Source organism: Nocardia sp. NPDC004860 (assembly GCF_040609015.1).
Taxonomy (GTDB): domain Bacteria; phylum Actinomycetota; class Actinomycetes; order Mycobacteriales; family Mycobacteriaceae; genus Nocardia.
The window spans coordinates 24199-49276 of the sequence record NZ_JBEXJI010000038.1 but is presented as its reverse complement, the minus strand read 5'-3'; the positions used below and the strand labels follow the sequence as shown (position 1 = coordinate 49276).

General features: G+C 70.4%; 20 protein-coding genes. 10 read left to right on the top strand and 10 right to left on the bottom strand.

What is annotated here, in order from left to right; genetic code table 11:
• Positions 1 to 8: 8 nt before the first annotated feature.
• Positions 9 to 782 (bottom strand): pirin family protein, encoded by a 774-nt coding sequence (locus ABZV44_RS40655; RefSeq protein ID WP_354849079.1) that lies wholly within the window; start codon positions 780 to 782, stop codon positions 9 to 11.
• Positions 783 to 1063: 281 nt separating this feature from the next.
• On the opposite strand from ABZV44_RS40655, the gene ABZV44_RS40650 reads away from it, so the two are divergent.
• The 3 genes from ABZV44_RS40650 (at position 1064) to ABZV44_RS40640 (ending at position 4658) form a co-directional block, all read left to right on the top strand.
• A complete protein-coding gene (locus tag ABZV44_RS40650) occupies positions 1064 to 1534 on the top strand; it encodes an NUDIX domain-containing protein (RefSeq protein WP_354849076.1) in 471 nt (156 codons plus the stop codon).
• Positions 1531 to 2874 carry an MFS transporter gene (locus ABZV44_RS40645; RefSeq protein WP_354849073.1) on the top strand — a complete coding sequence of 448 codons (1344 nt, stop codon included), beginning with the start codon at positions 1531 to 1533 and terminating at the stop codon, positions 2872 to 2874. Before ABZV44_RS40650 ends, ABZV44_RS40645 begins: the two co-directional genes overlap by 4 nt.
• Before the next feature lie 119 nt (positions 2875 to 2993).
• Entirely contained in the window at positions 2994 to 4658 is a 1665-nt protein-coding gene (locus ABZV44_RS40640) for a DUF4185 domain-containing protein (RefSeq protein WP_354849070.1), read from the top strand.
• Between the two features lie 39 nt (positions 4659 to 4697).
• Here ABZV44_RS40640 and ABZV44_RS40635 read toward each other — a convergent pair whose 3' ends face one another.
• From ABZV44_RS40635 to ABZV44_RS40625, 3 genes are read right to left on the bottom strand one after another with little or no spacing between them, the layout of a single operon-like run.
• Positions 4698 to 5561, bottom strand: coding sequence for a biotin-dependent carboxyltransferase family protein (locus ABZV44_RS40635; protein ID WP_354849067.1), 864 nt, complete (start codon positions 5559 to 5561; stop codon positions 4698 to 4700).
• Positions 5558 to 6289 (bottom strand): allophanate hydrolase subunit 1, encoded by a 732-nt coding sequence (locus tag ABZV44_RS40630; RefSeq protein ID WP_354849064.1) that lies wholly within the window; start codon positions 6287 to 6289, stop codon positions 5558 to 5560. The genes ABZV44_RS40635 and ABZV44_RS40630 overlap by 4 nt, the downstream gene beginning before the upstream one ends.
• 16 nt (positions 6290 to 6305) lie before the next feature.
• Positions 6306 to 7058, bottom strand: coding sequence for a 5-oxoprolinase subunit PxpA (locus ABZV44_RS40625; protein ID WP_354849061.1), 753 nt, complete (start codon positions 7056 to 7058; stop codon positions 6306 to 6308).
• Between the two features lie 131 nt (positions 7059 to 7189).
• Here ABZV44_RS40625 and ABZV44_RS40620 point away from each other — a divergent pair, with 131 nt between their 5' ends.
• Entirely contained in the window at positions 7190 to 8101 is a 912-nt protein-coding gene (locus ABZV44_RS40620) for an NAD(P)-dependent oxidoreductase (protein WP_354849059.1), read from the top strand.
• Between the two features lie 17 nt (positions 8102 to 8118).
• On the opposite strand, the gene ABZV44_RS40615 is transcribed toward ABZV44_RS40620, so the two are convergent.
• The 5 genes from ABZV44_RS40615 to ABZV44_RS40595 form a co-directional block, all read right to left on the bottom strand.
• Positions 8119 to 9297, bottom strand: a complete 1179-nt coding sequence (locus ABZV44_RS40615; RefSeq protein WP_354849171.1) for an ATP-binding cassette domain-containing protein — start codon at positions 9295 to 9297, stop codon at positions 8119 to 8121.
• Positions 9298 to 9444: 147 nt separating this feature from the next.
• Entirely contained in the window at positions 9445 to 11064 is a 1620-nt protein-coding gene (locus ABZV44_RS40610) for a DUF885 domain-containing protein (RefSeq protein ID WP_354849056.1), read from the bottom strand.
• A 10-nt stretch (positions 11065 to 11074) separates the two neighbouring features.
• Positions 11075 to 11848, bottom strand: a complete 774-nt coding sequence (locus ABZV44_RS40605) for an ABC transporter permease (protein WP_354849053.1) — start codon at positions 11846 to 11848, stop codon at positions 11075 to 11077.
• Positions 11845 to 12570 (bottom strand): molybdate ABC transporter substrate-binding protein, encoded by a 726-nt coding sequence (modA, locus tag ABZV44_RS40600; protein WP_354849168.1) that lies wholly within the window; start codon positions 12568 to 12570, stop codon positions 11845 to 11847. Before modA ends, ABZV44_RS40605 begins: the two co-directional genes overlap by 4 nt.
• A gap of 38 nt (positions 12571 to 12608) precedes the next feature.
• Complete coding sequence (locus ABZV44_RS40595) at positions 12609 to 13022, bottom strand: TOBE domain-containing protein (RefSeq protein ID WP_354849050.1); 414 nt, start codon at positions 13020 to 13022, stop codon at positions 12609 to 12611.
• A gap of 53 nt (positions 13023 to 13075) precedes the next feature.
• Here ABZV44_RS40595 and ABZV44_RS40590 point away from each other — a divergent pair, with 53 nt between their 5' ends.
• A complete protein-coding gene (locus tag ABZV44_RS40590; RefSeq protein ID WP_354849048.1) occupies positions 13076 to 13990 on the top strand; it encodes a hypothetical protein in 915 nt (304 codons plus the stop codon).
• Positions 13991 to 14012: 22 nt separating this feature from the next.
• Here the strand turns inward: ABZV44_RS40590 and ABZV44_RS40585 are convergent, their stop codons facing one another.
• On the bottom strand, positions 14013 to 15479 hold the full coding sequence (locus ABZV44_RS40585) for a CCA tRNA nucleotidyltransferase (protein ID WP_354849045.1): 1467 nt from the start codon (positions 15477 to 15479) through the stop codon (positions 14013 to 14015).
• Between the two features lie 208 nt (positions 15480 to 15687).
• Here ABZV44_RS40585 and ABZV44_RS40580 point away from each other — a divergent pair, with 208 nt between their 5' ends.
• The 5 genes from ABZV44_RS40580 to ABZV44_RS40560 all read left to right on the top strand — a co-directional run bounded on the left by ABZV44_RS40580 (position 15688) and on the right by ABZV44_RS40560 (position 25040).
• Positions 15688 to 16242 carry an NUDIX hydrolase gene (locus ABZV44_RS40580; protein WP_354849043.1) on the top strand — a complete coding sequence of 185 codons (555 nt, stop codon included), beginning with the start codon at positions 15688 to 15690 and terminating at the stop codon, positions 16240 to 16242.
• On the top strand, positions 16239 to 18752 hold the full coding sequence (locus tag ABZV44_RS40575; protein WP_354849040.1) for a DUF6049 family protein: 2514 nt from the start codon (positions 16239 to 16241) through the stop codon (positions 18750 to 18752). The genes ABZV44_RS40580 and ABZV44_RS40575 overlap by 4 nt, the downstream gene beginning before the upstream one ends.
• Before the next feature lie 470 nt (positions 18753 to 19222).
• A complete protein-coding gene (locus tag ABZV44_RS40570; protein WP_354849165.1) occupies positions 19223 to 23059 on the top strand; it encodes a lipid II flippase MurJ in 3837 nt (1278 codons plus the stop codon).
• Between the two features lie 377 nt (positions 23060 to 23436).
• Positions 23437 to 24003 (top strand): RNA polymerase sigma factor SigM, encoded by a 567-nt coding sequence (gene sigM / locus ABZV44_RS40565; protein ID WP_354849037.1) that lies wholly within the window; start codon positions 23437 to 23439, stop codon positions 24001 to 24003.
• A gap of 101 nt (positions 24004 to 24104) precedes the next feature.
• On the top strand, positions 24105 to 25040 hold the full coding sequence (locus ABZV44_RS40560) for a hypothetical protein (protein WP_354849034.1): 936 nt from the start codon (positions 24105 to 24107) through the stop codon (positions 25038 to 25040).
• Positions 25041 to 25078: the final 38 nt, after the last annotated feature.

Sequence of the window (25078 nt, the reverse complement as noted above, 5' to 3'; positions counted from 1 at the left end):
TGTCGATGCTATTGCCCGCCGAGTCGGGCATGCATTTCCCACACCAGAATCTCCGACGGCATGTTGGCGGTGACCCGCTGGCCTCCGCTGCGCGTCAACCGCACCGCGTCGCCCTCGTACAGGGTGCCCGCCCCCTCCATCTCCACCTCGCCGCGCGCGATGAAGACATGCAGGTAGGGGGCTTCCGGCAGGCGGATCTCGGCGGCGACGCCGGACATCCGGGCCACGTGCAGGGCGGAATGGCTGCTGGCGATGGCGATGGCGGTGCGGTCGCGGTAGCGGGGCAGGCCCGAGGCCACCGTGATCAGGCCGCCGCCGGCCAGCTCGTCGTCGATCTCCAGCTGCTGATAGCCGGGGGTCAGCCCGGAATCGTCGGGCACCACCCACATCTGGACGAAATGCACCGGCTCCTGGTGCTCGGGCACATTGCCGATCCGCCAGGAATCGTTCTTCTCCGAATGCAGGATGCCGGTGCCGGCGCTCATGCGCTGGGCCAGGCCGGGATAGATGACCCCGCTGTGCCCCAGTGAATCCTGATGGACCAGGCTGCCGCTCAGCACCCAGGTGACGATTTCCATGTCCCGGTGCGGATGGGTCTCGAAGCCCTCGCCGGGCAGGACGATGTCCTCGTTGTTGACCAGCAGCAGGCCATGATGGGTGTTGTCGGGATCGTAGTGTTCCCCGAACGAGAACGAATGCTTCGAATCCAGCCACGACACACGGGTTTTCATGCGGTCGCCGCCACGATGGATATCGATGTGTGGTGTCGTGAGGGTGGACACCGCCGTACTCCTCTCACCGGCGAGCACCGATCGGATTCCAGGGTAGGGGCCGATACGGCGGCCCAACCTGAATTCCGGGTTAAATTCTAGCGTGAGGGCAGCGCTGCTCCGCACGCCGCCGACCAGGTACTACGCTCTCGGCAACCGGCCCGGGCAAATGCCCGGCGATTGTGAGTGCGCGGCGGTGACGCCCGACCGCATGCCGTCGTACCCGCCAGCGGGTTTCGGTCGGCGACCGTATCATGATGTGCCGCAAGCGAAACGGGAGGGAGAGCAGGGGGATGCGACCCGAGGCACTCGCGGGCATCGAACGCGAGCTCCGACAACAGGCCGAGAGCGAGGGGATCGCTCATTTCGTGGTGGGCGTGGCCGTCTTCCGGGATGGCAAACTGCTGGTCGTGCGGCGTGTCGCCGAAGGCTCGCACGGGGGGATGTGGGAACTGCCCGGCGGCGGCGTGGAATCCGGCGAGTCCTTCGCCGACTGCGTGGCCCGCGAACTGTTCGAGGAGACCGGGCTGAGCGTCGTGCGGATCACCGACGTGCTGGGCGGATTCGACTACGCCACCCGCACCAAGTCCCGCGTCCGCAAATACAGCTTCGTGGTCGAGACCGAGGCGGCCGAGATCCGGCTGGACCCGCGCGAGCACGACCGCTACCAGTGGATCGACGCCGACACCGTCGACAACCTGCCCATGGCCGACGATATGCGCGCGGCCGTCTTCGCGCTGGTGACCACGCACCCGTCCCGGTGACCGCGCCGCCGCCGGCCACCCTGCGCGCCCGGCTGGCCGCGGTCGCGACCGGGCTCCGCGAGAATCCCGGCACCCTGCGACTGACGCTGGTCCGGCTGTCCGGGCAGTTCGGCGACGGCATGTTCCAGGCCGCGCTCTCGGGCGCGATTCTGTTCAACCCCGAACGGCAGACCGATCCGCTGGCCATCGCCGGCGGCTTCGCGGCCCTGCTGCTGCCGTACTCCATCATCGGCCCGTACGCGGGCGCGCTGCTCGACCGCTGGGATCGCCGCCGGGTGCTGCTCTACGCGAACGTGCTGCGCGCGCTGCTCATCGTGGCGACCGCGGCAGGCCTGCTGGCCGGGGTGCGCGCCACCCCGCTGCTGCTGGGCGCGCTGTCCGTGGTCGGGGTGAGCCGGTTCGTGGGCGCCGGTGTGTCCGCGTCGCTGCCCAAGGTGCTGGCCCAGCGCTGGCTGGTCCCGATGAATTCGGTGCTGGCGACGGTGGCCTCGGGGTGCGCGATCCTGGGCGCGGGCCTGGCCTTCTCGATCATCGGGCTGATCGGGGCGGGCGACTTCGCCTCGGCGGTGGCGGCGGCCGGCAGCGCCTCCGGTTCGATCGCCGGCGGGGTGGTGGTGGCCGGATTCCGGCCGCGCGCACTGGGACCCGACCGCGGCGAGCAGGCCGCGGCGCGGGGCGGGTGGAGCACGGTGCGGGCCATCGCCGCCGGACTGCGCGAGGGCGCCACCGCGGCCTGGCGGTCCCGGGAGGTGACCACGACCTTCCTGGGGATCGGCGCGCACCGCATCGTCTTCGGCGCGGACACCCTGCTGATGGTGCTGGTGCTGCGCCGTGGCGACGAGGCCGCGGTGGGGACGCACCTCGCGAAATTCAGTGCGGCCATCACCGCGACCGGGGCGGGCATGCTCACGGCGGCCGTGGTCGCACCGGTGCTGATTCCCCGGCTCGGCCGGCCGCGGACGGTGGTGACCGGCCTGGTGACGGCGATCGCGGTACAGCTGGGCCTGGTCACGCCGATCACCGTCGCCGCCGGGGACGCCGAGCGGCGGGCGGAGCTGCTGTTGCTGGCGGCGGCCTACCTGCTCGGGCTGGTGGGCCAGGTCATCAAGCTGACCGGGGACGCGGCCATGCAGATCGATATCGACGACGCGCACCGCGGGCAGGTCTTCGCCCTGCAGGACACGGTCTTCAACATCACCTTCGTGCTGGCGCTGGCGGGTACCGCAGTGCTGATTCCGGCGGACGGCCGCTCACCGGCGGTGGTGGTGGCCGCGGCGGCGGTCTACGCGGCCGGCGTGCTGGCCATTGCGGCCAATTCACGCCGACGGGTCGGTACGTAGCCGATGTAGGTATCGGCTCGGTCACACCCCTCCGGCGACACGGTGAGACGGCTCCGCGGATGCGGCCCGCAGGACTACGGTGAGGTGGATCCGATCACGGACGAGGAGACGCACCACGGATGACTGCGCGGCGCTCCGAAGCACCTGCGGCCCTGGCGCTCTCGAGCCTGGCGATGGCCGCGGTCATGCTGCTGCCCGCCACACCCGCCACCGCCGGACCCTTGGCCCCGTGGGCCCCGCCGCCGTTGAACGCCTGTGGCGAAACGGGATTCGATCCGCTGGCCCGCGAACCCGACCCGGATGTGCCACTGCCGCAACCGCAGCCGCCCGACAACACCATCCACATTCAGGTCCCGGTCCCGCAGTTCACGCCGGTCCCCGTTCCGGGTCCGCGGCAGGACAACACCCGCATCGATCCCGCGCCACTGCCCGCGGACCCGTGCGTCAATCCGTGCCCGGACCTGCGCAACGACCAGAGTCCCAAGCCGGAAAATCTTGCGCCCGAGAGTGATCCGGCCGACCCGCCGGGCGACCCGGCCGGCACCTCCGGAGATCCCGGCACCGGCGATGACCAGCCTGCCCCGGACGTGGCGCCCGAGCCCACCCCCGCACCGCAGGCCGGCAACGGCTCCGGCGGGATTCAGTTGCCGCACATCCAGATAGACCAGATTCCGGAGACCGTCCCGATCCCGGTGCCCGGCGGCGATCCCGAGCCACCGCAGCCCCGGCCCGCGCCCGCCGTGCAGCCCCTGGTTCCCGCGCCGGTCGCCGCACCCGTGGCCCCGGCCGAGCTCGACTCGCTGGCGCTGGTGAACCAGGTGACCGGGCACGGCTCCACCAATCGCACCGATATGCGCTGGTCGGTGGACGGCACCGACCTGGGCATCATGTGGGAGTCCGAGCCCGGGCAGATCGCCGTCGCCTTCGGTGACACCTTCGGCAAGGGCTGGGGGCCGATCGGCGCGGGCACCGGGGACCAGGACTGGCGCAGCAACTCCCTCGCGTTCAGCAGCAATCACGATCTCTCCCAGGGCCTGCGGCTGGACACCTTCGCCCAGGACAGCCGCTGTCACGCCGCCGAGATCCTGAGCAGCCGCAAGGTCGACAACTTCGAGATCACCACCATCCCGACCTCCGGTTTCGCGCTGAACGGGCGGCAGTACCTGACGTACATGTCGGTGGCCCGGTGGAGTCGCCACAAGCCGGGCATGTGGTGGACCAATCTGGGTGGGCTGGCCTGGTCCGACGACAACGGCGCGACCTGGACCAAATCCGATTGGGCGCGCTGGGACAACGTCTTCGGGCTGGGGCGGTTCCAGGTCATGGGCATGGCGCCGCACGACGGGTACGTGTACATGTTCGGCACGCCCAATGGGCGGTTCGGCACCATCGGGCTGGCCCGGGTGCCCACCGACCAGGTGCTCAACAAGTCGGCCTACCAGTACTGGATCGCCGATACCTGGGTGCCTGCCCTGGGGCCCGACGAACATCTGGCCACGCCGATCCTGTCCGGGACCGCCGGTGAGCTGTCGGTGCGCTACGACGCGTCGACCGGGCAGTGGCAGATGATCTACCTGGATCTGGACCACCACGCCATCGTGCTGCGCACCGCCGCCGAACCGCAGGGCACCTGGACCGATCCGGTGACCCTGGTCGACACCGACGACTATCCGACGACCTACGGCGGGTACATCCATCCGTGGTCGAGTGGGAAGGACCTGTACTTCACCATGTCGGCGTGGAACAGCTACAACGTGTACCTCATGCACGCGACGCTGAAGTAGCGGCTCCGGCGATCACCCTGCAGCGCAAAGGAATCCGCGTCAGTCGACCTTCCGGAAGCGCAGGGCCTGACCCGGGCGAGCCTGCGCCACGCAGTCCACATCGGCGTCCGCCACCACCGCGATCACCGGATAGCCGCCGGTGATCGGATGATCCGCCAGGAAGACGACGGGCTGACCGCTGGGCGGCACCTGCACCGAGCCCAAAGCCATGCCCTCCGTGGGTAATTCACTCGGTACGCTGCGCCGCAGGGCGGGACCGCTGCGCCGGTCCAGGCGCGCGCCGATCCGATCGGTGTCCGGGGAGATCGTCCACTCGCCCGCGAAGAGGGCGGTGGCGTCGGTGAACCAGTCGGCCCGCGGACCGGGCACCGCACGCACCGTGAGCAGCTCGTTGCCCAGCGCCGGCACCGGCGCGACATCCACGATGGGCAGCGTCCGCGGCGGCTTCCCCACCGGGAGCAGATCGCCCGGATGCAGCGGGTCGGGGCCGATGCCGGAGAGGGTGTCGCGGCTGCGGGAGCCCAGCACCGGCGCGACCTCGATGCCGCCGCGCACCGCCACATAGGTGCGCAGACCCGTGTCGGCGATACCGAGCCGCAGCCGTTGTCCCTCCTCGATTTCCAGCACGCTGGCCGCGCCCATGGGGCGGTCGTCGACGGTGACCGGGGCCGGGGCGCCGGTCACCGCCACCGTGACGTGCTGATCGGCGAGCAGTTCCAGACCGCCCAGCAGCACCTCGATGCCGGCCGCACCCTCCGGATTCCCGACCAGGCGATTGGCCAGCCGCAGCGAAGCGCGGTCCGCCGCGCCCGCGGTACCCACCCCGGAGTCGAACCAGCCCGGGCGCCCCAGGTCCTGAATGGTGGCCAGCGGGCCGACCCGGACGACACGTAATCCGCTCATGAGCCTGACCCCACATCCACGAATCGGACCCGGGCACCGGCGCGCACCAGGGCGGGCGGTTCCCGATCCACATCCCACATCGAGAGATCGGTGGTCCCGATCAGCTGCCAGCCGCCCGGACTGCGGCGGGGGTAGACGGCCGAATAGCCGCCCGCCAGCGCCACCGCGCCCGCGGGGATGGCGGTGCGGGCTCGCGCGCGCCGCGGCACGGTCAAGCGGCCGTCCGGCGATTCGAGATAGCCGAAGCCGGGCGCGAAACCCACGAAGGCACAACGCCATACGGTGCCGGTGTGCTGGGCGACGACCTCGGCCGCGCTCAGGCCGAGCAGGCGCGCGACCTCGGGCAGGTCCTCGCCGTCGTAGCGAACCGGAATCACGACGGGTTCGACAGGCGCGCCGTTGCCGGCCACCTCATCGAACGGATGACCGATCCGGTCCCGCCGCCGACCGGGCCCGCCACGGTCACCGGCGGTGACCCGGGCCGCCGCGTCGAGCCGGACCAGCAGGACCCGCAGCTGCTTTCGCACCGGGATCGCCGACCGCGGCGAATCCAGCGTCACCAGTACGGTTTCCGCGGCGGGCAGGACATCGACCACCCCCGTCGGACGCGGCTGCAGCGCGGACACCAGATCGGCCACCATGGCACGCAGCGGTGGAATCACCAGCAGCGCACGGTCACCCGCCGCCCGCACCTCGCCGACGTCGTCGAATTCCCCGGGACCGGTCATGGTCATCCACCCCGGATCACGCGAAAGCCCGGACAGGCGTACCGGATTCGTCGAGCACGGCGCGAATCCGGCGGGCCATCTCGACCGCGGCCGGCGTATCGCCGTGCACGCAGATGCTGGCCGCCGTCACCGCCACCGTGCCGCCATCCACGCTGGTCGCCTTGCCGTCCCGCGCGATCGACAGCGCCTGCGTCACCGCCGCGTCCGCACCGAGCACCGCGCCCGGCAGTCCGCGCGGCGCGAGCAGACCCTCCGGCGTATAGGCGCGATCGGCGAAACCCTCGCCGACGAACGGGGTTCCGGCGGCCAGCGCCGCCCGCTCGAGCTCGGTGCCGGCCGGGCCCAGCAGGGCCAGCCGCGCATCGAACTCCCGCAGGGCCGCGACGATGGCGTCGGCGAGCACACGGTCGGCGGCGGCCTGGTGATACAGCGCGCCATGGGGTTTCACGTAGCGCACCCGGTCTCCGGCAGCGCGGGCGAAGGCATCGAGGCTGCCGATCTGATACAGCGTCTCGTCACGCAGCGCGGCCGGGGCGATCGCGATGGCGCGGCGACCGAACCCGGGCAGATCACGATGGCCGACGTGCGCGCCGATGCGGACGCCCTTCTCGACGGCCAGCGCGCAGGTGCGGCGCATGATGGCCGGATCCCCGGCGTGGAATCCGCACGCGATATTGGCGCTGGTGACCACGTCCAGCATGGCGGCGTCGTCACCCATGGTGTAGTCGCCGAAACCCTCGCCGAGGTCGCTGTTCAGATCCAGCGTCATATGCGTCCTCCAGCTCTTCGTCGTGATCCGATTGTGGGCGCGCCCGCATCCGGCGACAAGAATGTCACGCCAGAAACTGTGTCATGGATCACAGATGTGTGCTGTCACTTCCGGCGGGCATTCCTTGTCCCATGGACATGAACGACACCAAGAACATCCTCCTGGCCGGTGCGAGCGGCGTCCTCGGCGGGCACATCACCCGCGCCCTGCAGGAGCACGGCTACACGGTCCTGTCCCTCGGACGGGGCGCCGGCAACGACGTGGTCGCCGACCTGATGGACCGCGACCAGCTGCTGCGCGCGGTCGAGGGGTTGACCGTCGACACGGTCGTCCACGCGGCCACCGCGCTGCGCAAGGCGCCCATGCGGCACCGGGACATGTACGCCACCGACGACCTGCGCGTCACCGGCACCGCCAACCTGGTGGCGGCCGCACAGCTGGTCGGGGCACGGCGCATGATCGCAGAATCGATGGTCTTCGGCTACGGCTACCGCGACTTCGGCGACCACGTCCTCACCGAGACCGACGAATTCGGCCGGGGCGGAAAGGGATCCGACGTCCGGCACCTGGAGGGCATGCGCGTGAAGGAGGAGCTCATGCTGAACACCCCTGGCATCGAGGGGATTTCACTGCGATACGGCCTCTTCTACGGGCAGGGCGGCACCGAATCGATCGTGGAGATGCTGCGCAAGCGGCAGCTGCCGGCGGTGAACGACCACGGGCGGGTGCTGCCCTGGATCAACCTCGCCGACGCGGGCGCGGCCATGGCGTCCGCCGTCGAGGGCGGGACCCCCGGATCGGCCTACAACATCGTCGACGACGGCCCGCTCGGCTTCGGAGCGCACGTGCGGCTGGTGGCCGAAACCTTCGGCACGCCCAGGCCGTTCACCGTGCCCGGCGCGCTGCTGCGGCCCATGGCGTACCTGTACGAGATGACGCGGGCCAGCATGCGGGTCTCGAATGCCAAGGCCCAGGCCGAACTCGGCTGGAAGCCACGGTATTCGAACTGCGCCGCAGGCCTGCGCGCCCTGGCGGCCGCCTGAATTCCACCGGCGACAGGTCAATACGGGTAGACCTCTACTTCGGTCGCCTTCACCGCGAAGTACACCTCCATCCCGGGGACCACACCGAGCTGGGCCACCGCTGCGGGAGTCAGATCCGCCGCCAGGCCCGCGGCCGCCCCCGGACCGTCCACCCCGCGCACCCGCACCAGACCGCCGCGATCCTCCAGCTCCGCCACCCGCACCCGGAACACATTGCGGGGACTGCCCTCCGGATGCTCCAGATGCACCGCCACGGCCACCGGCGAGAACACCGCCGCCGCCCGCCCGGCGGCCGTCCACTCGCCCTCGGACCTGCCGAAGACCTCGACCGTCCCGTCCGTGACCGCACCCAGCCCGGCGCTGCCGCCGCTCACGGCCGCGCCCATGATCAGGTTGACTCCGGCGATCCGGGCAGCGAACCGGCTGCGAGGGCGCGCCAATACCGCAGCCACCGAACCGGACTCGATCACCCGCCCGGCCTCGAGGACCGCGACCCGATCGGCCAGGGTCACCGCGTCGATGATGTCGTGTGTCACCAGAATCGTGGCGCTGGGCCGGGCATCCGGCAGCCTCGCGGGATGCGCGGCGATATTCCGTGCGGTGGCGATCAATTCGCCATTTCCGTCGTCCGCACTGCCGGACGCGGGTTCCCGCAGAACCCTCCGCAACAGCGCCCGCATGGCGGGCGCCGCCGTCACATCCAGCGCGGCCATCGGCTCGTCCAGCAGCAAAACCCGCGGGTGCACGGCCAGCGCGCGGGCCAGGGCCACGCGCTGCGCCTGACCGCCGGACAACGACCCGGGCGATCGGTCCGCGAATTCCTCGGCATCGACGGCCCGCAGCCATTCCCGCGCGAGAGCGGTGGCGGCCCGGCCGCGCACACCCCGGCTGCGCGGCCCGAAGGCCACATTCGCGGCCACCGACAGATGCGGGAAGAGCAGGGCATCCTGCGCCAGCAACGAGACGGCCCGCCGATGCGGCGCCACCGCAATGCCTTTCGCGACATCCGTCAGCACCCGCTCGCCCAGCCGGACCTGCCCCTCGTCCGGAATTACCAGTCCGGCAACCACATCGAGCAGGGTGGATTTGCCCGCACCGTTGGGGCCGAGCACGGCCAGTACCTCCCCGGCCGGAATCTCCAGCCGCACCTGGAAATCCCGGTCGGCCAGGCGTGCCGACACCGCCAGCCCGCTCATCCGATCCGCCCCGGGCAGCATGCGTAGCCCACTGGCCACATCTGGCTCCGGGCAACCGGGAATTGCGTGTAACAGCCCGCCCCGCAGCAGGTTCGGGGCACCACCGCGTGAGCCCGGACCACAACGATCGCCGAGCGGGCCATCGAATCAGCTCCCGTCGAGACCGAGCAGGGTGCGCAGATGGCGCGGGGCGGGGGAGCCGTGGGCGAGCATGGCGTCGTGCCAGTCGCGCGGGGGAGTGGTGGCCGGGCGGGCGGCGGCAATCGCGGCGACCTCGGTATAACCAACGAAATAGGTCGAGAGCTGGGTGGAGCTGAGCAGGGTGCGGCGCCACTTGCCGGCGGCCTCGCCCTCCTCCTGGAGGCCGCGGTCCCGCATCAGCCGAAGGGCCTCGGCTTCGGTCATGCCGTCGCAGTGCACCGACTGATCGAGGATGGCGTTGATGGTCATCCGCAGGTGGGACTTCAGCTGCTGCAACCGCACCGGCAGGCCGCCGAAACCGGTGTCGGCCATGAGCTTCTCGGTGTAGACCGCCCAGCCCTCGATGAAGGTGCCGCTCCAGCACAGCGCGCGCACGGGGGTGGAGCCGCGGAAGCGGCGCGACCGGGCGAGTTGCAGGTAGTGGCCGGGCATGGCCTCGTGCACGGTCAGATTGCGCATCATGTGGTTGTTGTATTCGCGATAGAACGAGGTCACCCGCTCGGGCGACCAGTCCGCCGGGGTCGGTGCGATGGCGAAAAAGGTCGGCAGCTCGGCGGTTTCGAGCGGGCCGACCGGATCGCAGTACGCCACCGCCACCCCGCGCGCGAACTCCGGCATCTTCTGGATGACCAGTGGATCCTCGACCAGGGTGGCCAGGTCGTGGTCGCGGACGAAGGCGGTGGCCTCCGCCAGCGCCGCGGCCGCCACCGCGACCACCGTGTCATCGGCCGGTTGGTCCGCCGACAATTGCGCCAGCGCCCGGCGGACGGTCTCCGCATCCGGATTCGCGACACCGAGCAGTTGGCCCGCCGCGGAGCGGATCTCGCCGGTCAGCCGATCCAGGTGCCGGTGCGCGCGGTCCAGGATCTCCCGCGCGCCCAGCTCGGTGTCCAGGGTGTGCCAGAGCTTCGCCTCCCACAGCCTGCGGCCCAGACGCGGATCGCGGTCCGCGCCCTCGACCCGGCCGGTGAGCCACGCGGTGAAGTCGGTCAGCGCCGACATCGCCGCGGTGGCAGCGGGTTCGATCTCGAAGCCGGGCACCTCGGCGGCCAGCGCGGGCACCTGGTCACGCACCAGCGCGGTCACGCCGCCGAACTGCCCGATGGCGGTCTCGACGTGCACGCGCGGCATCTCGCCGAGCAGCGCGCGGGCGGTGGCCAGCGCGTCGGGCACCGCCGCCAGCCGGTCGCGCAGCGCCGCCAGCCGCACCTCGGCGGGCGCGAACGGGCGCGCCAGCAGGTGGTGGAGCAGCGGTCCGGGATTGTGCACCAGCGGATTCCACTCGTGCTCGCGGATCTCGGTGAGCTCGAACAGCAGGCCGTCGACCCGCTGCTGCAGGAGCGCGAGATCGACGCCGTCCGCGGGGGCCAGGTCGTCCGGATCGACCTCGGCCAGGGTGTGCGAGGCCTCGCGCAGCAGCTCGGCGTGCCCGCGCACCGCCTCCGCCGACCAGTCGGGGAGCCGATGATCGGCACGGTGATCGCCCACCGAGGCGGCCAGCTGCGGACCGGCGGTCAGCAGCGCTTCGACGATGCGCTCGGCACGGGAGACGAATATCGGCGACATGGCAGCCACGCTAGCGCGCCTCCGGGCGCCGGTAGGCCACCAGCACGATCACCGCCGCGACCAGCACCAGCAGCAGCGAAAGCGCCACGGCGGCATCCGGATCGGACTCGCGCTGGAGATAGATCTCCAGCGGCAGCGTGCGGGTCTTCCCCTGCAGGCTGCCCGCGAAGGTGAGCGTCGCGCCGAACTCGCCCAGGGCGCGGGCGAAGGCCAGGATCGTGCCCGACACCAGCGCGGGGCGCAGCAGCGGCAAGGTCACCCGCCACCACACCAGCGACGGCCGCGCACCCAGGGTGGCGGCGATCCGTTCGTACCGGTCGCCCGCGGTGCGCATCGCGCCCTCCAGCGTGATCACCAGGAACGGCAGCGCCACGAAGGTCTGCGCCAGCACCACCGCGGTCGTGCTGAAGGCGATGCGGATGCCGAGCGACTCCAGCCGGTGGCCCACCAGCCCGTTCCGCCCGAACAGGTACAGCAGCGCCAGACCACCCACCACCGGCGGTAATACCAAGGGCAGCAACACCAGTGCGCGCAGCACCGGCAGCGCCCGCCAGCGCGAGCGGGCCAGCACCGCGGCCATCGGCACACCCAGCAGTACGCACAGCAGCGCGGCCGCCACGGAGGTGCGCAGGCTCAGCAGCAGCGCCACCCGCGAGGACTCCGAAGTGATCAGATCCAGGACATGCGACCAGTCCACCGCCCCGGTCAGCGCCACCAGCGGACCGGCCACCAGCACGAAGCCGATGGCCGCCGGCAGCAGCAGCCAGACCGGGGGCTTGATCACGGCCGTCCGAAACCGGCCTGCTGCAGCGCCTGCTGCCCGCCGGGCCCGGTGACCAGCGTGACGAAGTCCTTGGCGGCCGCGGCGTTCTTCGAATCCGCCACGGTGGCAATCGGATAGGTGTTCACGGCGGTCGCGGACTCCGGGAAGTTCACCGTCGTCACCTTGTTACCCGCGCCCGCCGCGTCGGTGACATAGACCAGGCCCGCATCGGCCTGCCCCGAGGTCACCTTGGCCAGCACGTCGGTCACCGAGGACTCCTCGCTGACCGGCGAAATCGACACGCCCGCACCGGAGGCCACCTTCTTGGTGGCCGAACCGCACGGCACCTGCGGCGCGCACACCACCAGGCGCAGCCCGGACTTGGACAGATCCGCCAGCGAACCGATGTGCGCCGGATTACCCGGCGGCGTCACGATGGTGAGCACATTGGTGGCGAAAGTCTGGGGCTTGTCGGTGATCCGGCCGCCCTTCACCGCCTTGTCCATGTTCGCCTGATCGGCGGAGGCGAAGACGTCGGCGGGCGCGCCCTGATTCAACTGCGCCACCAGATCCGAGGAACCGGCGAAGGAGAAGGTCACCTTCGTGCCGTGGTGCGCGCTCTCGTACTGGGTGCCCAGCTGGGTGAACACCTGCTTGAGCGAGGCGGCCGCGAAGACCGTGATCGTCGTGGTGTCACTGCTGTCCGAGGAGGAACCGCAGCCCGACAGCAGACCCGCGCCCAGCACCGCGGTCGCGGCCAGCGCGGCGCCGGACCTGGAACCTAGGCCGCGCCACCGGTTTCCGTGGCGGTCTCGACCACCACCGTGGTGGCCTTCACGCTCGCCCACGCCACGCTGCCGGGTTGCAGCCCCAGCTCGCGCACCGACTCGCTGCTCATCAACGACACGACTGTGAACGGTCCGCATTGCATCTCCACCTGTGCCATCACGGTATCGGCCACCACCCTGGTGACCAATCCGGGAAAACGATTGCGCGCCGAACTGGCACTAGCCATCCGGGTCTGTGGAGTGCGAGCCTGCTCGACGGCCAATTCCGCGAGCTCGCTGCCATCCACCACCAGGCGACCGGATTCGTCCTTGCGCGCGGACAGCACGCCACCATCGATCCAGCGGCGCACGGTGTCGTCGCTGACGCCCAGCAGCTGGGCGGCGTCACGAATCCGAATTTCGGGCATGACAAGCAGAATAGATCCGCAAATACGGAAATACCAATCGAATCGAACCGTAGATGCGGACCACAACGGCCGGCAAGGTGTTCCAGTTCACTTTCGCGCCGCTGGCGGTCGCACCGGCGGCCAGTACGCTCGAAGCAATCATGGCCACGTATTTCGATCCGAAGGCCTGGTCACCCCTACGCGCGGTAGACCTGGGTATGGACCTCGGAAGACGCTTGTTCGATCAGAGCTGGCTGGACCAGTGGACCAGTTTCACCACCGCCTGGCTCGAACCAGCCGCCGACTTCGGAGCCGGGACAGTCACCGCGCTCATGCCCGACGTCCTCATGACGCTGCTGTCGGAGGGCATCCTGAGCCAGTTCGGCGGGCAGGAGGTCCGCGCCACCCTGCTCGGACACGACCTGCGAGCCACCCTCCACACGCTCAAGGTGCGCCGGCGCGGGGCGCACTTCCAGACCAAAACCGTGCTCACCGGGCTGATCTGGAACACCCACCCCATCGAGGAACTCACCGTCATCGCCCACGGCGTGCGGCTGATACCCGGCGTCCCCACCAAGCTGCGGACCTCACAGCTCGACCTCACCGGCGTGATAACCCTTGCGGCACTGCTGGAGTGGATCAACACCTGGCAGCCCGACTGGGAACTGCAGCCCGCCGGCGACGGGCTCATCCTGGCCCGCCACCGGCGCCGCAGTATCCGGGCGCTGGCCGCGGCCGAGATCACCGACAACGTCCTGTCCATCACCGTGCACCGGGCCCAGTGGCGAAAGGTGCGCGCGCCCAGGCGATTCACGACGCTGAACCCGATTCCGCTGTCGGGGCTGCCCAGCGAGGCGCGCATCAGCCGGGCCGAACACGCCGGGGAACACGTGTTCTTCAGCGCCGACCTGCCCGCGATCAGCGGCTCGTTCGATCTCGCGCAGATCCGCTCGGCCATCGTCGCGGGGACGACGCTGATCGTCTTCTAGGGAAGCCCAAGCTCCCAGGGCTTCAAACCTGCTGGGTCGGCCACCATTCGAGCAGAGCCGCCTCGGCCTCTTCACGCGTCATCGGACCACGGTCCAGGCGCAGTTCCTTCAGGAAACGCCACGCCTTGCCGACATCCGGGCCCGGCTTCAGGTCCAGCAGCTCCATGATCGAATTGCCGTCCAGATCCGGGCGCACCCGCTCCAGATCCTCCTGCTCCCGCAGGCGTTCGATCCGGGTCTCCAGATCGTCGTAGGTCGAACGCAGGGCGGTGGCGCGGCGCTTGTTGCGGGTGGTGCAGTCGGCGCGGACCAGCTTGTGCAGACGGGGGAGCAACTCACCGCCGTCGGTCACGTAGCGGCGCACCGCCGAATCGGTCCACTGGCCCTTGCCGTAGCCGTGGAAACGCAGGTGCAGGTACACCAGCCGCGCCACGTCCTCGGTGAACTGCTTCGGATACTTCAAGGCGCGCATGCGCTTTCGCACCATCTTCGCGCCCACCACCTCGTGATGGTGGAAACTGACCCCGCCGCCGGGCTCATTGCGCTTGGTCGGCGGCTTGCCGATGTCGTGCAGCAGGGCGGCCCAGCGCAGCACCAGATCCGGATCGCCCTGCTCCTGGTCGATGGCCTGACGCAGCACGGTCAGCGAATGCTGGTAGACGTCCTTGTGCTGATGGTGCTCGTCGATCTCCAGCTGCATGGCCGGGACCTCCGGCAGCACCCGCTCGGCCAGCCCGGTCTCGACCATGACATCGATGCCCTCGGTCGGGTATTCGCCGCCGATCAGCTTGTCCAGCTCCGCCCGCACCCGCTCGGCCGTGATGCGATCGATCTCCGGAGCCATCTCGACGATCGCCGCCCGCACCCGCGGCGCCAGCCGGAAACCCAGCTGCGCGACGAAGCGCGCGGCGCGCAGCATGCGCAGCGGGTCGTCGTGGAACGAATCATGCGGCAGCGCAGGCGTATCCAGCACCCCGGCCAGCAGCGCCTCGACGCCGTTCAGCGGATCCACGAACTCCAGCTCGCCCAGCGCGCCGATGCGCACCGCCATCGCGTTCACCGTGAAATCGCGGCGCACCAGATCACCCTCGAGGGTGTCGCCGAAGGTGACCTCCGGATTGCGCGAGATTCGGTCGTAGGTGTCGCTGCGGAAGGTGGTGATCTCCAGCTGCTGCCCGGACCTGGCCGCGCTCACCGTGCCGAAGGCCAGACCACCGGTGTCCCACAGGTGATCGGCCCAGCCGCGCATCAGCTCCTGCACCACCTCGGGGCGGGCATCGGTGGTGAAGTCCAGATCGGTGCCCAACCGGCCGAGCACCGCGTCGCGCACGCTACCGCCGACCAGATACAGCTGATGACCGTGCGCGGCGAACAGTTCACCCAGCGGAGTCAGCACATCCGAGAGCCGTCCCAGCGTTATCGCGGCCGCCGCCAGCAGGCGAGTACGACGATCCTCCACGGCTGCTTCCTCGGACTTCGGCGAAACCACGAAAAGGAAGCCTACCCAACCCCCGGTAGCTCTCCGGGGCTCCGCCCCCGAACCTCCGGGAACCAGACCTCGGGCTCCGCCGCCGACCCCACGGACAGGGCCCGGCGTGCCGCCCGGCGAACGGTATCTACCTGCTATGAGAGCTCTGTATATATAGGAGCTACCGCGCTGGGGCGGGTGCGGCCGCCTTCACCTATAGACTGACGCAGTGTCCCCGGCCGATCGCGCGAACAGTCGACGCCGCCAGCCCCGGCGGCGTGGTTCGGCCGGTACTGCGGCGAAATCCACCGGTGCGGCCAAGCCTCGCATGCGCACGGTCCGCGAAACCTCCGCGGGCGGACTGGTGGTCGACGGCCTCGACGGGCCCAGCGATAAACGCTGCGCCGCCCTCATCGGACGCACCGACCGGCGCGGCCGACTGCTCTGGTCGCTACCCAAGGGCCACATCGAAGAGGGCGAGACCGCCGAGCAGACGGCCATTCGCGAGGTGCAGGAGGAGACCGGCATCCACGGCACCGTGGTCGCCGAACTCGGCAGCATCGATTACTGGTTCGTCACCGAGGGCCGGCGGGTACACAAGACCGTGCACCACTATCTGATGCGCTCACTCGGTGGTGAGCTCTCCGATGCCGACGTCGAGGTCACCAAGGTGGCCTGGGTTCCCTTGAGCGAACTAGACTCCCGGCTCGCCTACGCTGACGAACGCAGGCTGGCCGAGGTCGCCAACCGGCTGATCGACCGGATGGAGAACGGCAGACAATGACGCGTGCGGGATCGCAGCGCACGCTGCTTTCACTCGTCGCGGTAATGCTGGCGGTGCTCACGACGCTGGGAATCGGACCCGGAATCGGCACACCCATTGCCGCCGCCGAACCCACCGGCAGCGGCAGCGGACAGCCGAGCGGACCGAAATTCCTGAAGCTGTCCCTGGATTCGGTGACGCCCACCACCATCACCGCCGCCAGCGACCCCTACTTCGTGGTGTCGGGCACCGTCACCAATATCGGTGACCGGCCGGTGGACGACGTCAGCATCCGCATCCAGCGCGGCGCGGCCGTCACCAGCCCCAGCGGACTGCGCTCCACCCTGCGCCTGGACCAGGTCAACTACGACATCAACGGCGAATTCCAGGACGTCTCGGACCAATTGACCCCGGGACAGCGCAAACAGTTCAGCCTCACCGTCGCCCTGCGCGCGGGAACCGATCTGCCCAGCGACATCTCGTCACTCGACATCACCGCGCCCGGCGTCTATCCGCTGCTGCTCAATGTGAACGGCCAGCCCGCGTACGGCGGGCAGGCCCGCCTCGACGACGCCCGCTTCCTGCTGCCCGTCCTCGGCGTCCCCGGCACCGACCCCAAACGCGCGCTCGCACCGGCCGCTCCGCCCGCGCTCGACGCCCCGCCGGTGGCCACCACCATGCTGTGGCCGCTGGCCGACCGGCCCCGCCTGGTCGCCGGACAGCCCGGCACCCCCGACGGGCAGGCGCTGCTCACCGACGACGACCTGGCCGCCTCACTCGCGCAGGGCGGACGACTCGACCAGCTGCTCTCGGCCCTGGAGAGCGTGGTCAAACCCGACAGCGGGCGCGACCGCAGCCTCGTCAACGCGCTCTGCCTGGCCGTCGACCCGGACCTGCTCATCACCGTGTCCGACATGACCAGGGACTACCGGGTGCTGGCCAGCCCCTCGGATCCGGACGGGCCGACCCGCTCCGGCACCGGCAGCCACGCCGCCAAGACGTGGCTGGAACGGCTGCGCGCCCTCGCACCCGGAATGTGCGTGGTGGCACTGCCGTTCGCGCAGGTCGACCCGGGCGCGCTGGCCGCCGCCGGCGACGTCACGCTGGCCGACCGCGCGCTCAACGCGCCCGCCGACCTGATCGACTCCCTGCTCGCGGTGAAATCGGTACGCGGCGTGGCCGTTCCGGATGCCGGCACCGTCGACACCGACGGCGCCACCCTGTTCGCGCACCACGGCTTCACCACCACCGTGCTCGCCGACAACGCCGTGACCACCGGCGACAACCGCGCCAACTTCGCCGCCGCCAAGACCCCACCGGGCGGCGCCGCCCCCGAACCCGGCACCCCCGACGTCGTCAACCTCGCCGACATCACCCTGCCGCCCGCCGCCGGCGCCACCCCGCCGCCCGCCACCCTGCACGCCGCCACCTTCGACATCTGGGCCGCGACCGCCCTGGCCGCCATCGGATCCAATCCGCCCACACCGCCTTTCACCCCCGACAAGGTCCGCTACGAGGTCACCAACGACTCCCGCGCCGCCCGACTGCAGGACGCGCTCGGAGCCATGGCCTGGACCGCGCTCAACCCGGAACCCGGCCGCCCGCGCTCGGCGCTGCTGATGCCGCCGCAGCAGTGGGGCGCCAACCGGGACGAAGCCTCCACCGTGCTGGGACAACTGGACCTGCTGGTGAAGAACGGCCTGGCCACGCCGCGGCCGTTCACCGATCTGGTTGCGCAGCAGCCGGATCCGCAGGGCTACGAACTCGACTACCCGAGCGAGGCCGCCGACGACGCGGTACCCGCCCACTTCGCCGAACCGGTGCACCAGCAGGCCCAGCGCATCACCGAGCTGATGAGCGCGCTGGTCGACGTGCCGCAGCAGGAACTCAGCCCGCGCGCCTTCCTCACCCCGCTGCGCGACGACCTGATCCGGGTGCTCTCGCTGTCCGACCGGCGGGCCGGGACCGCCGCCGCGGACACCAACGCCCAGCGCCGGCTCGACCAGACCACCAAAACAATGGACAACCTCTACGGTTCGGTGACGGTGCTGCCGCCCGGCGGCGTCTACACCCTCGCCTCCGAGCAGAGTCCGCTGCTGCTGGTGGCCCGCAACGACCTGCCGGTGGCCATCCGGGTGCGCTTCAAGATCGACGCGCCGGCCGAGACGAACATCACTGATATCGGCGAACAGCAGCTGCCCGCCAAGGGGAACCGATCCTTCCAGATCCCCACCGAGGTATCCGACAGCCGAAACCTGGTCATTCCCATCGCGCTTACCACATCCGACGGGGTGCCGCTCGGCAATGCCGTATCGGTATCCGTGCGGTCCAACGCTTACGGTCAAGTGTTGGCAATAATTACTGCGTGCGCCTGTGCGCTGCTGCTCCTGCTGGTCGGCCGCCGGCTCTGGCACCGCTTCCGCGGACAGGCCGACCCGGCCGACGAAGGGTTCGACCCCGAACCCCGAGGCGAGGACGACAGTGCGGCGCGCACGGGTAAGCGGGACAAGAAACGACAGGAGGCACGGTGAGCGAGTACGGCGGGCCGCGCTCATCCGGCCGACCAGAGGGACCCGACGGGCCGCCGCCGCGGCGCACGCCATCGGCGCCGTGGGAACGAGGCGCGCCCCGCCCCGGCCCGCGCGGCCCGCAGGGGCCGGCCTCCGGACAGCAGCGAGCGGTTCCCGGTAATCCGCAGGGATACCCGGGACAGCAGTATCCGGCCAAACCGTCCGGTCCGCAGCGGCAGGCGCCGCTGCCCGGCGAATCCGGGCCCATCATGCACCGCCCCCGTCCCCAGCAGGGACGACCCGATCCCATGGCGGACGGGCGCGCGCCGGCCGAGGAGCGCTACCACTGGGGACACCCCGGCGGCGAGGGCAACCGTCCGCCCGGCCCCGGACCACAGCGCTATCAGACACCGCCGATGTCGAACCCGCGCCCGGCTCCGTCGACCGGGCCACAGCACCAGGCTCCTTCGACCGGCCCGCAACGCCAGGCGATGTCGCGCACCGCGACCGTCCCTGCCGCTCAGGTGGCGGAGAAGGCCGACAACTCCAACGCCAAGCTGGTCCGGGATACCGGGTCCCTCGCCCTCGCAACCCTGATCAGTCGCATCACCGGTTTCGCCAAACAGGCGCTGCTGCTGACTGTGCTCGGACCGGCCATCGCCAGTGCCTTCACCATCGCCAGCTCGATCCCGAACATGATCTCGGAGCTGCTACTCGGCGCGGTGCTGACCGCCATCGTCGTGCCGACACTGGTCCGTGCCGAGCGTGAAGACGCCGACGGCGGCGCGGCCTTCGTGCGCCGCCTCTTCACCATGGCGCTTACCGTGTTGGGCACGGGCACGGTCATCGCGTTGATTCTCACCCCGGTACTGACGAAACACGTCTTCCTCTCCGCCGACAGCAAGGTCAATTCCGGACTCACCACCGCGTTGACCTACATGCTGATTCCCGCGGTGCTGCTGTACGGAATGTCGGCGCTGCTCATGGCGATTCTGAACACCCACCAGGTGTTCAAGCCCGGCGCCTGGGCACCCGTCCTCAACAACTGCGTCGCCCTGCTGGTGCTCGGTCTGTTCGCGCTGGCACCGGGCGAGATCACACTCGATCCGATTCGGATGGGCGAACCGAAGCTGCTGCTACTCGGTATCGGCACCACCGTCGGCGTGGCGGTCCAGGTAGCGACGCTGGTGCCGGCGATCCGGCGGGAAGGCATCGACCTACGCCCCCTATGGGGATTGGATGCGCGTCTCAAGCAGTTCGGCGGCATGGCCGCGGCCATCGTGCTCTACGTCCTGATCAGCCAGGCCGGTTTCAGCTTCACACTGCGCGTCTCCTCGCACGCCGACGTCGCGGGTCCGACCATCTACCAGAACGCCTGGCTGCTACTGCAACTGCCGTGGGGCGTGCTCGGCGTCACCCTGCTGACCGCGATCATGCCGCGGCTGAGCCGCAACGCCGCAGCCGACGACACCCCGGCGGTGGTGGACGATCTGGGCGCGGCCACCCGGCTGACCATGATCGCGCTGATCCCGATCGTCACCTTCCTCACCTTCGCCGGACCCCAGATCGGCGAGGCGATCTACGGCTACGGCCGCTTCGGCGCTGACGCCGCGCGACTCGGCGAAGCGGTGTCCTGGTCGGCGTTCAATCTGATTCCCTATGCGCTGGTGCTGATTCACCTGCGGGTCTTCTACGCTCGCGAACAGGCGTGGACACCGACCTGGATCATTCTCGGCATCACCAGCGTGCAGATCACGCTGTCCGCATTGGCGCCGGTCCTGTTCTCCGCCGACCATGTGGTCATCGCCCTCGGTGTGGCCCGCGGGCTCGGCTTCGTCACCGGCGCCATCATCGGCGGCTGGCTGCTGCACCGCAGCCTGGGCGATCTGCGCATGGCCAACGTCGGCCACACCATCACACGGGTGGTGCTGGCCTCGCTGGCGGGTGGCGCGGTCCTGCTCATCGTGGACAAGGTGCTGGGACTGCATCGGCTTTCGGAGTCCTTCGGCGGCATCGGCTCGCTGGTGCGGGTCGGCCTCACCGCCCTCGTCATGTTCGGCGTGGCCTTCGGCCTGATGCGCCTGCTCGGCATTCCCGAGATCGTGGCCATCACCGTCGCGGTGTCGCGCCGACTCGGCATCACCCCGCCCGCACCGGATCTCGACCTCGACGGCACCCCGCTCGAGGACATCCACGAGACCACGCTGCTGCCCAAACCGGACCTGCGGGCGGCGCCGTACTACTACCGCTTCGATCCGTACCTCGACGCGCAGACCATGGTGCTGCCCGTCATCCGGCCCGATGCGGTTGAACTCACCGAAAAGACCGAGTTCCCGTACCCTGTTCGGCAGGCAAGCGCAACTGCCCAGACCGGCATGTCCGCGGACAGCTCCCGCGGCACGCCGGACAGTGCACGGACACCGGACGGCGGCTTCCGCACGACTTCGGATGCCGGCGCAGCGGCTCCGGCTCCGATACATCGGTCTTCGACACACCAGGGCGAAGGAGGAACGAGGGTGAGCGACGATGCGGCGGGCGGTGTCCCGGCCGCCGAATCCGCAACGGCCGCGGGCGGCGGGCTCTCCACGGACACCCCTCCCACCGGCGCGGCCGGCGGAAAGCCCGGTGGCCGAGCCGAATCCGCGGCCCGCTCCGGCGGTCCCGGCGACCACGAGGAACCCGAGCACCTACCGGAGGCGGAGGACCACGCCGGTCCCGAAACCGGTGTGTACGAGGCCATCTCGCCGCAGATGCCGCCCATGCGGGTGGAATCGCCGAGCAAGCGCATCCAGCGCGGCCCCAAGCTGACGCCCGGCGCGTCGGTGGCGGGCGGCCGGTACCGGCTGCTGGCCAGCCACGGCGGCGCGCGCGGGCTGAAGTTCTGGCAGGCCCTCGATGTGAAACTGGACCGCGAGGTCGCGCTCACCTTCGTCGACGCCGATCAGCAGGCCACCGACAACTCCGGACACGATGGGCCGCAGGCCATCCTGTCGCGCACGCTGCGCCTGGGCCGGATCAACTCGCCCGGTCTGGCCCGCGTGCTGGACGTGGTGCGCGGCTCCTCCGGCGGCATCGTGGTGGCCGAATGGACCCCCGGCCGCTCGCTCAAGGAGATGGCCGAGACCGTGCCGTCGCCGATCGGCGCCGCGCGCGCCGTCCGGGCGCTGGCGGCCGCGGCCGAAATGGCGCACCGCGGTGGCGGCTCGCTGTCCATCGACCATCCGGACCGGGTGCGCATCAGCGCCGCCGGCGACGCCGTGCTGGCCTTCCCCGGCACGCTGTCCGACTCGGACGCCCAGTCCGACGTGCGGGGCCTGGGCGCCATGCTCTACGCGCTCATGACCGCGCACTGGCCGATCCGGGTCGGCGGCATCTCCGGCAGCGCGGCCACCGTCGGCGGCCTGCCGCTGGCCGACTTCGGCTCGGACGGAACGCCGGTGGAGCCCAGAACCATTCGGCCCGAGGTGCCCTTCGAGATCTCCGCGGTCGCGGTGCGGTCGCTGGAGTCCAACAAGGGCGTGCGCACCGCCGCCACCGTCCAGCACGTGCTGGAGCAGGCGTCGGTGGTGGACCAGAAGACCGACTTCATCCCGGTGCTGCGCCTGGGTCAGAAGCCGCCCAGCGCACCCGACGAGACCCTCGCCGATCCGGAACTGCTCGCCGCCGAGAAGGAACGCTCGCAGCGGATGATGTGGATCCTGGTCGGTCTGGGCGTACTGGCCGCGCTGGTGGTCGGCGTCATCATCTGGTGGCTGCTGAGCGTCTTCGCGCCCGGCTCCTCCAACGCGCCGCTCAACGAACAGCGCAATATCGGCCTCACCACCTCGGCGACGGCGCCGTCCAGCCCCGGCGCGTCCCAGGCTCCGGCCAGCGCGCCGGCCACCGGCGGGGTGCCGGTGCCGGTCACCGGCGCCACGGTGTTCTCCCCGGAGGGCACCCCGGACAATGTCGGCAGCGTCGCGGCGGTGCTGGACAACAACCCGGCCACCACCTGGCGCACCGACGCCTACTTCCAGCAGTTCCCGGCCCTGAAGAAGGGCGTGGGCGTGCTGACCACCCTGGGCAGCCCCAGCAAACTGACCAAGGTGATCATCGAATCGCCCTCGCCCGGAACGCAGGTCGAGATCCGCACCTCGCCGACCGCCTCGCCGACTCTGGATCAGACCCAGCTGATCGGGTCGGCGGTGCTCGGCGAAGGCACCACCGAGATTCCGGTGCGGGCCGATCAGCCGGCCCGCTACGTGCTGGTGTGGATCACCCAGCTGGCCAACAACGGGGGTCAGTTCCAGTCTTCGATCGCCGAGATCCGGTTCGAAGCCAGCGTCTGATTTGCCCTCCGCTTCGCTCCGGGCTGGTTCGCGGCCCTGAAGGTCTCGTTTTTTCCCTCCTCCGCTCCTCCGCTTCGCTCCCCGCTACGTCAGTCCAGAACGAGACGGGCCGCGAACCTGAGCGTCGAGCATCACTGAGCGCTGATCACAAGCAGATCGCGCAATTCAGACCAAGCGGCTGCTACCTGCGCTTTTTCTCGATTTTCGTTGCTACCGAATCGTTACCTTCGATATGATCTTGCGTACTCTCGGCAAGGGGAGCTCCCGGGCGCCGACTTCTACGGTCCCGGATGACAGCCACACATCTCGGTGACGCCCGGCCCGTGAACAGGCCGTGCCACCGGTCTGGGGAAGCATTGTCGTCAGCGCACGAACTCGTGGAAGCACCGCAGGTCAGCGATCGCGACCTGCTCACCGCCCACGCCGGTGGGGCGCCCTACGCCTTCGCCGAACTGCTCCGCCGCCACCGCGACCATCTCTGGCAGACCGCGCTACGCGCCTCCTATGGCCCCGAGGACGCCGCCGACTCGCTCCAGGACGCCCTGCTGTCCGCGCACAAAGCCGCGGGCGCCTTCCGCGGCGACGCCGAGGTGCGCAGCTGGCTGCACCGCATCGTGGTCAATGCCTGCCTGGACCGCATCCGCCGCAACAAGCTGCGCCGCACCGAACCCCTGTCCGAGGACACGGCCGACGAACCACGCTGCCCGCGAGACGATTTCGCGGCCCTGGAGGCCAGCCTGATGGTCGACGCGGCGCTGTTCACCCTGCCCGCCGACCAGCGCACCGCCCTGGTCGCCATCGAGCTCGAGGGCTACTCCATCGCGGATGCCGCTGCGCTGCTGGGCATTCCGGAGGGGACCGTCAAGAGCCGGTGCGCCCGCGGGCGGCGGCGGCTCGCGGCGCACTTTCACGAAACGAACACCGGACCTGCGATGGACACCTGAATTCCACTCGGACACCGCGATATTGGGGGAACCTTGAACGGTTCCGCTGCGTCGGATACAAAGACAGGTCTGCGTTTCCTACTCGAGGCCCTGGAGGGGCAATGGAGGACACCGGAGGAGCAATGGCGGGTACCGCGGTACCCACGCCGCCCTTCTCCACCGAACTGCTCGCCGATCTGCACGGCGGCAGTCTGCCGCCGGAAGAATCCGAGCGGCTCTGGCCCGCGGTCCGGCGCGACCCCGAGGCCATGCGCTATCTGCACTCACTCGACCGCGTCGACGATCGCCTGCACGACCTCGGCCGCGACGAACACATCGCCCACCCCATGCCCGCCGAGGTGGCCGCCCGTCTGGAACGCATGATCGAAGACCTCGCCACCGGCGACGAGGACCCGGCCGCCGGCCCGGCCACCGCCGACCGGCCTGCCACCGTGACCCGGCTGCCCGTCGCGCCGCCACCTGTCACCCGCGCCACCCATCCGGCCCCGCCCTCCACCGCCCCCATGCCGGTGCTCGACGGCTCCGTCTTCGATACCGGCCGGCTCGATCCCCGTGAGTTCGAGGACCCCGAACCCCCGGCCGCGTTCGAGGACGACACGGATCCCGGCGAGCCCGTCCCGTTCGAGACACCCTCCCGCCGCCTGCGCTGGCTCACCGTCGCCGCGGCCGCCGCGGCGGTGGTCGCGGGCGCCGTGGTGGCCGTGGACGCCGTCAGCACCCGCACCGTGACCCCGGCCGCCCAACCGGCCGCCGACGCCACCCTGGACCCGGGTCTGGCGCCGACGGCCGTCCTCACCGCCATGGGCCGCCACGACATCACCGGCCCGCTGGCGGCCGGCAACGCGCTCGCCGCGTGCCTGCGGGCGGCCGGGCTGGACCGCCAGGTGCTCGGCTCCCGCAGCGTCGTGTTCTCCGGCACCCCCGGGGTACTGGTGCTGCTGACCGGCCCCAAACCCCCGCAGATCACCGCGGCCGTCCTCGGAACAGCCTGCGGCCCAGGCAATCCGCAGGTGCTCGGACGCGCCGACATCGGCTAGCGCCCAACGATCTTGGAGATCGGCCTGTAATTCGCGGC

Coding starts and splice junctions, on each gene's coding strand:
- ABZV44_RS40650 (WP_354849076.1), top strand. CDS start 1,064: ATGCGACCCGAGGCACTCGCGGGCATCGAACGCGAGCTCCGACAACAG.
- ABZV44_RS40640 (WP_354849070.1), top strand. CDS start 2,994: ATGACTGCGCGGCGCTCCGAAGCACCTGCGGCCCTGGCGCTCTCGAGC.
- ABZV44_RS40635 (WP_354849067.1), bottom strand. CDS start 5,561: ATGAGCGGATTACGTGTCGTCCGGGTCGGCCCGCTGGCCACCATTCAG.
- ABZV44_RS40630 (WP_354849064.1), bottom strand. CDS start 6,289: ATGACCGGTCCCGGGGAATTCGACGACGTCGGCGAGGTGCGGGCGGCG.
- ABZV44_RS40625 (WP_354849061.1), bottom strand. CDS start 7,058: ATGACGCTGGATCTGAACAGCGACCTCGGCGAGGGTTTCGGCGACTAC.
- ABZV44_RS40620 (WP_354849059.1), top strand. CDS start 7,190: ATGGACATGAACGACACCAAGAACATCCTCCTGGCCGGTGCGAGCGGC.
- ABZV44_RS40615 (WP_354849171.1), bottom strand. CDS start 9,297: ATGAGCGGGCTGGCGGTGTCGGCACGCCTGGCCGACCGGGATTTCCAG.
- ABZV44_RS40610 (WP_354849056.1), bottom strand. CDS start 11,064: ATGTCGCCGATATTCGTCTCCCGTGCCGAGCGCATCGTCGAAGCGCTG.
- ABZV44_RS40595 (WP_354849050.1), bottom strand. CDS start 13,022: ATGCCCGAAATTCGGATTCGTGACGCCGCCCAGCTGCTGGGCGTCAGC.
- ABZV44_RS40590 (WP_354849048.1), top strand. CDS start 13,076: ATGCGGACCACAACGGCCGGCAAGGTGTTCCAGTTCACTTTCGCGCCG.
- ABZV44_RS40575 (WP_354849040.1), top strand. CDS start 16,239: ATGACGCGTGCGGGATCGCAGCGCACGCTGCTTTCACTCGTCGCGGTA.
- ABZV44_RS40570 (WP_354849165.1), top strand. CDS start 19,223: ATGTCGCGCACCGCGACCGTCCCTGCCGCTCAGGTGGCGGAGAAGGCC.
- ABZV44_RS40560 (WP_354849034.1), top strand. CDS start 24,105: ATGGAGGACACCGGAGGAGCAATGGCGGGTACCGCGGTACCCACGCCG.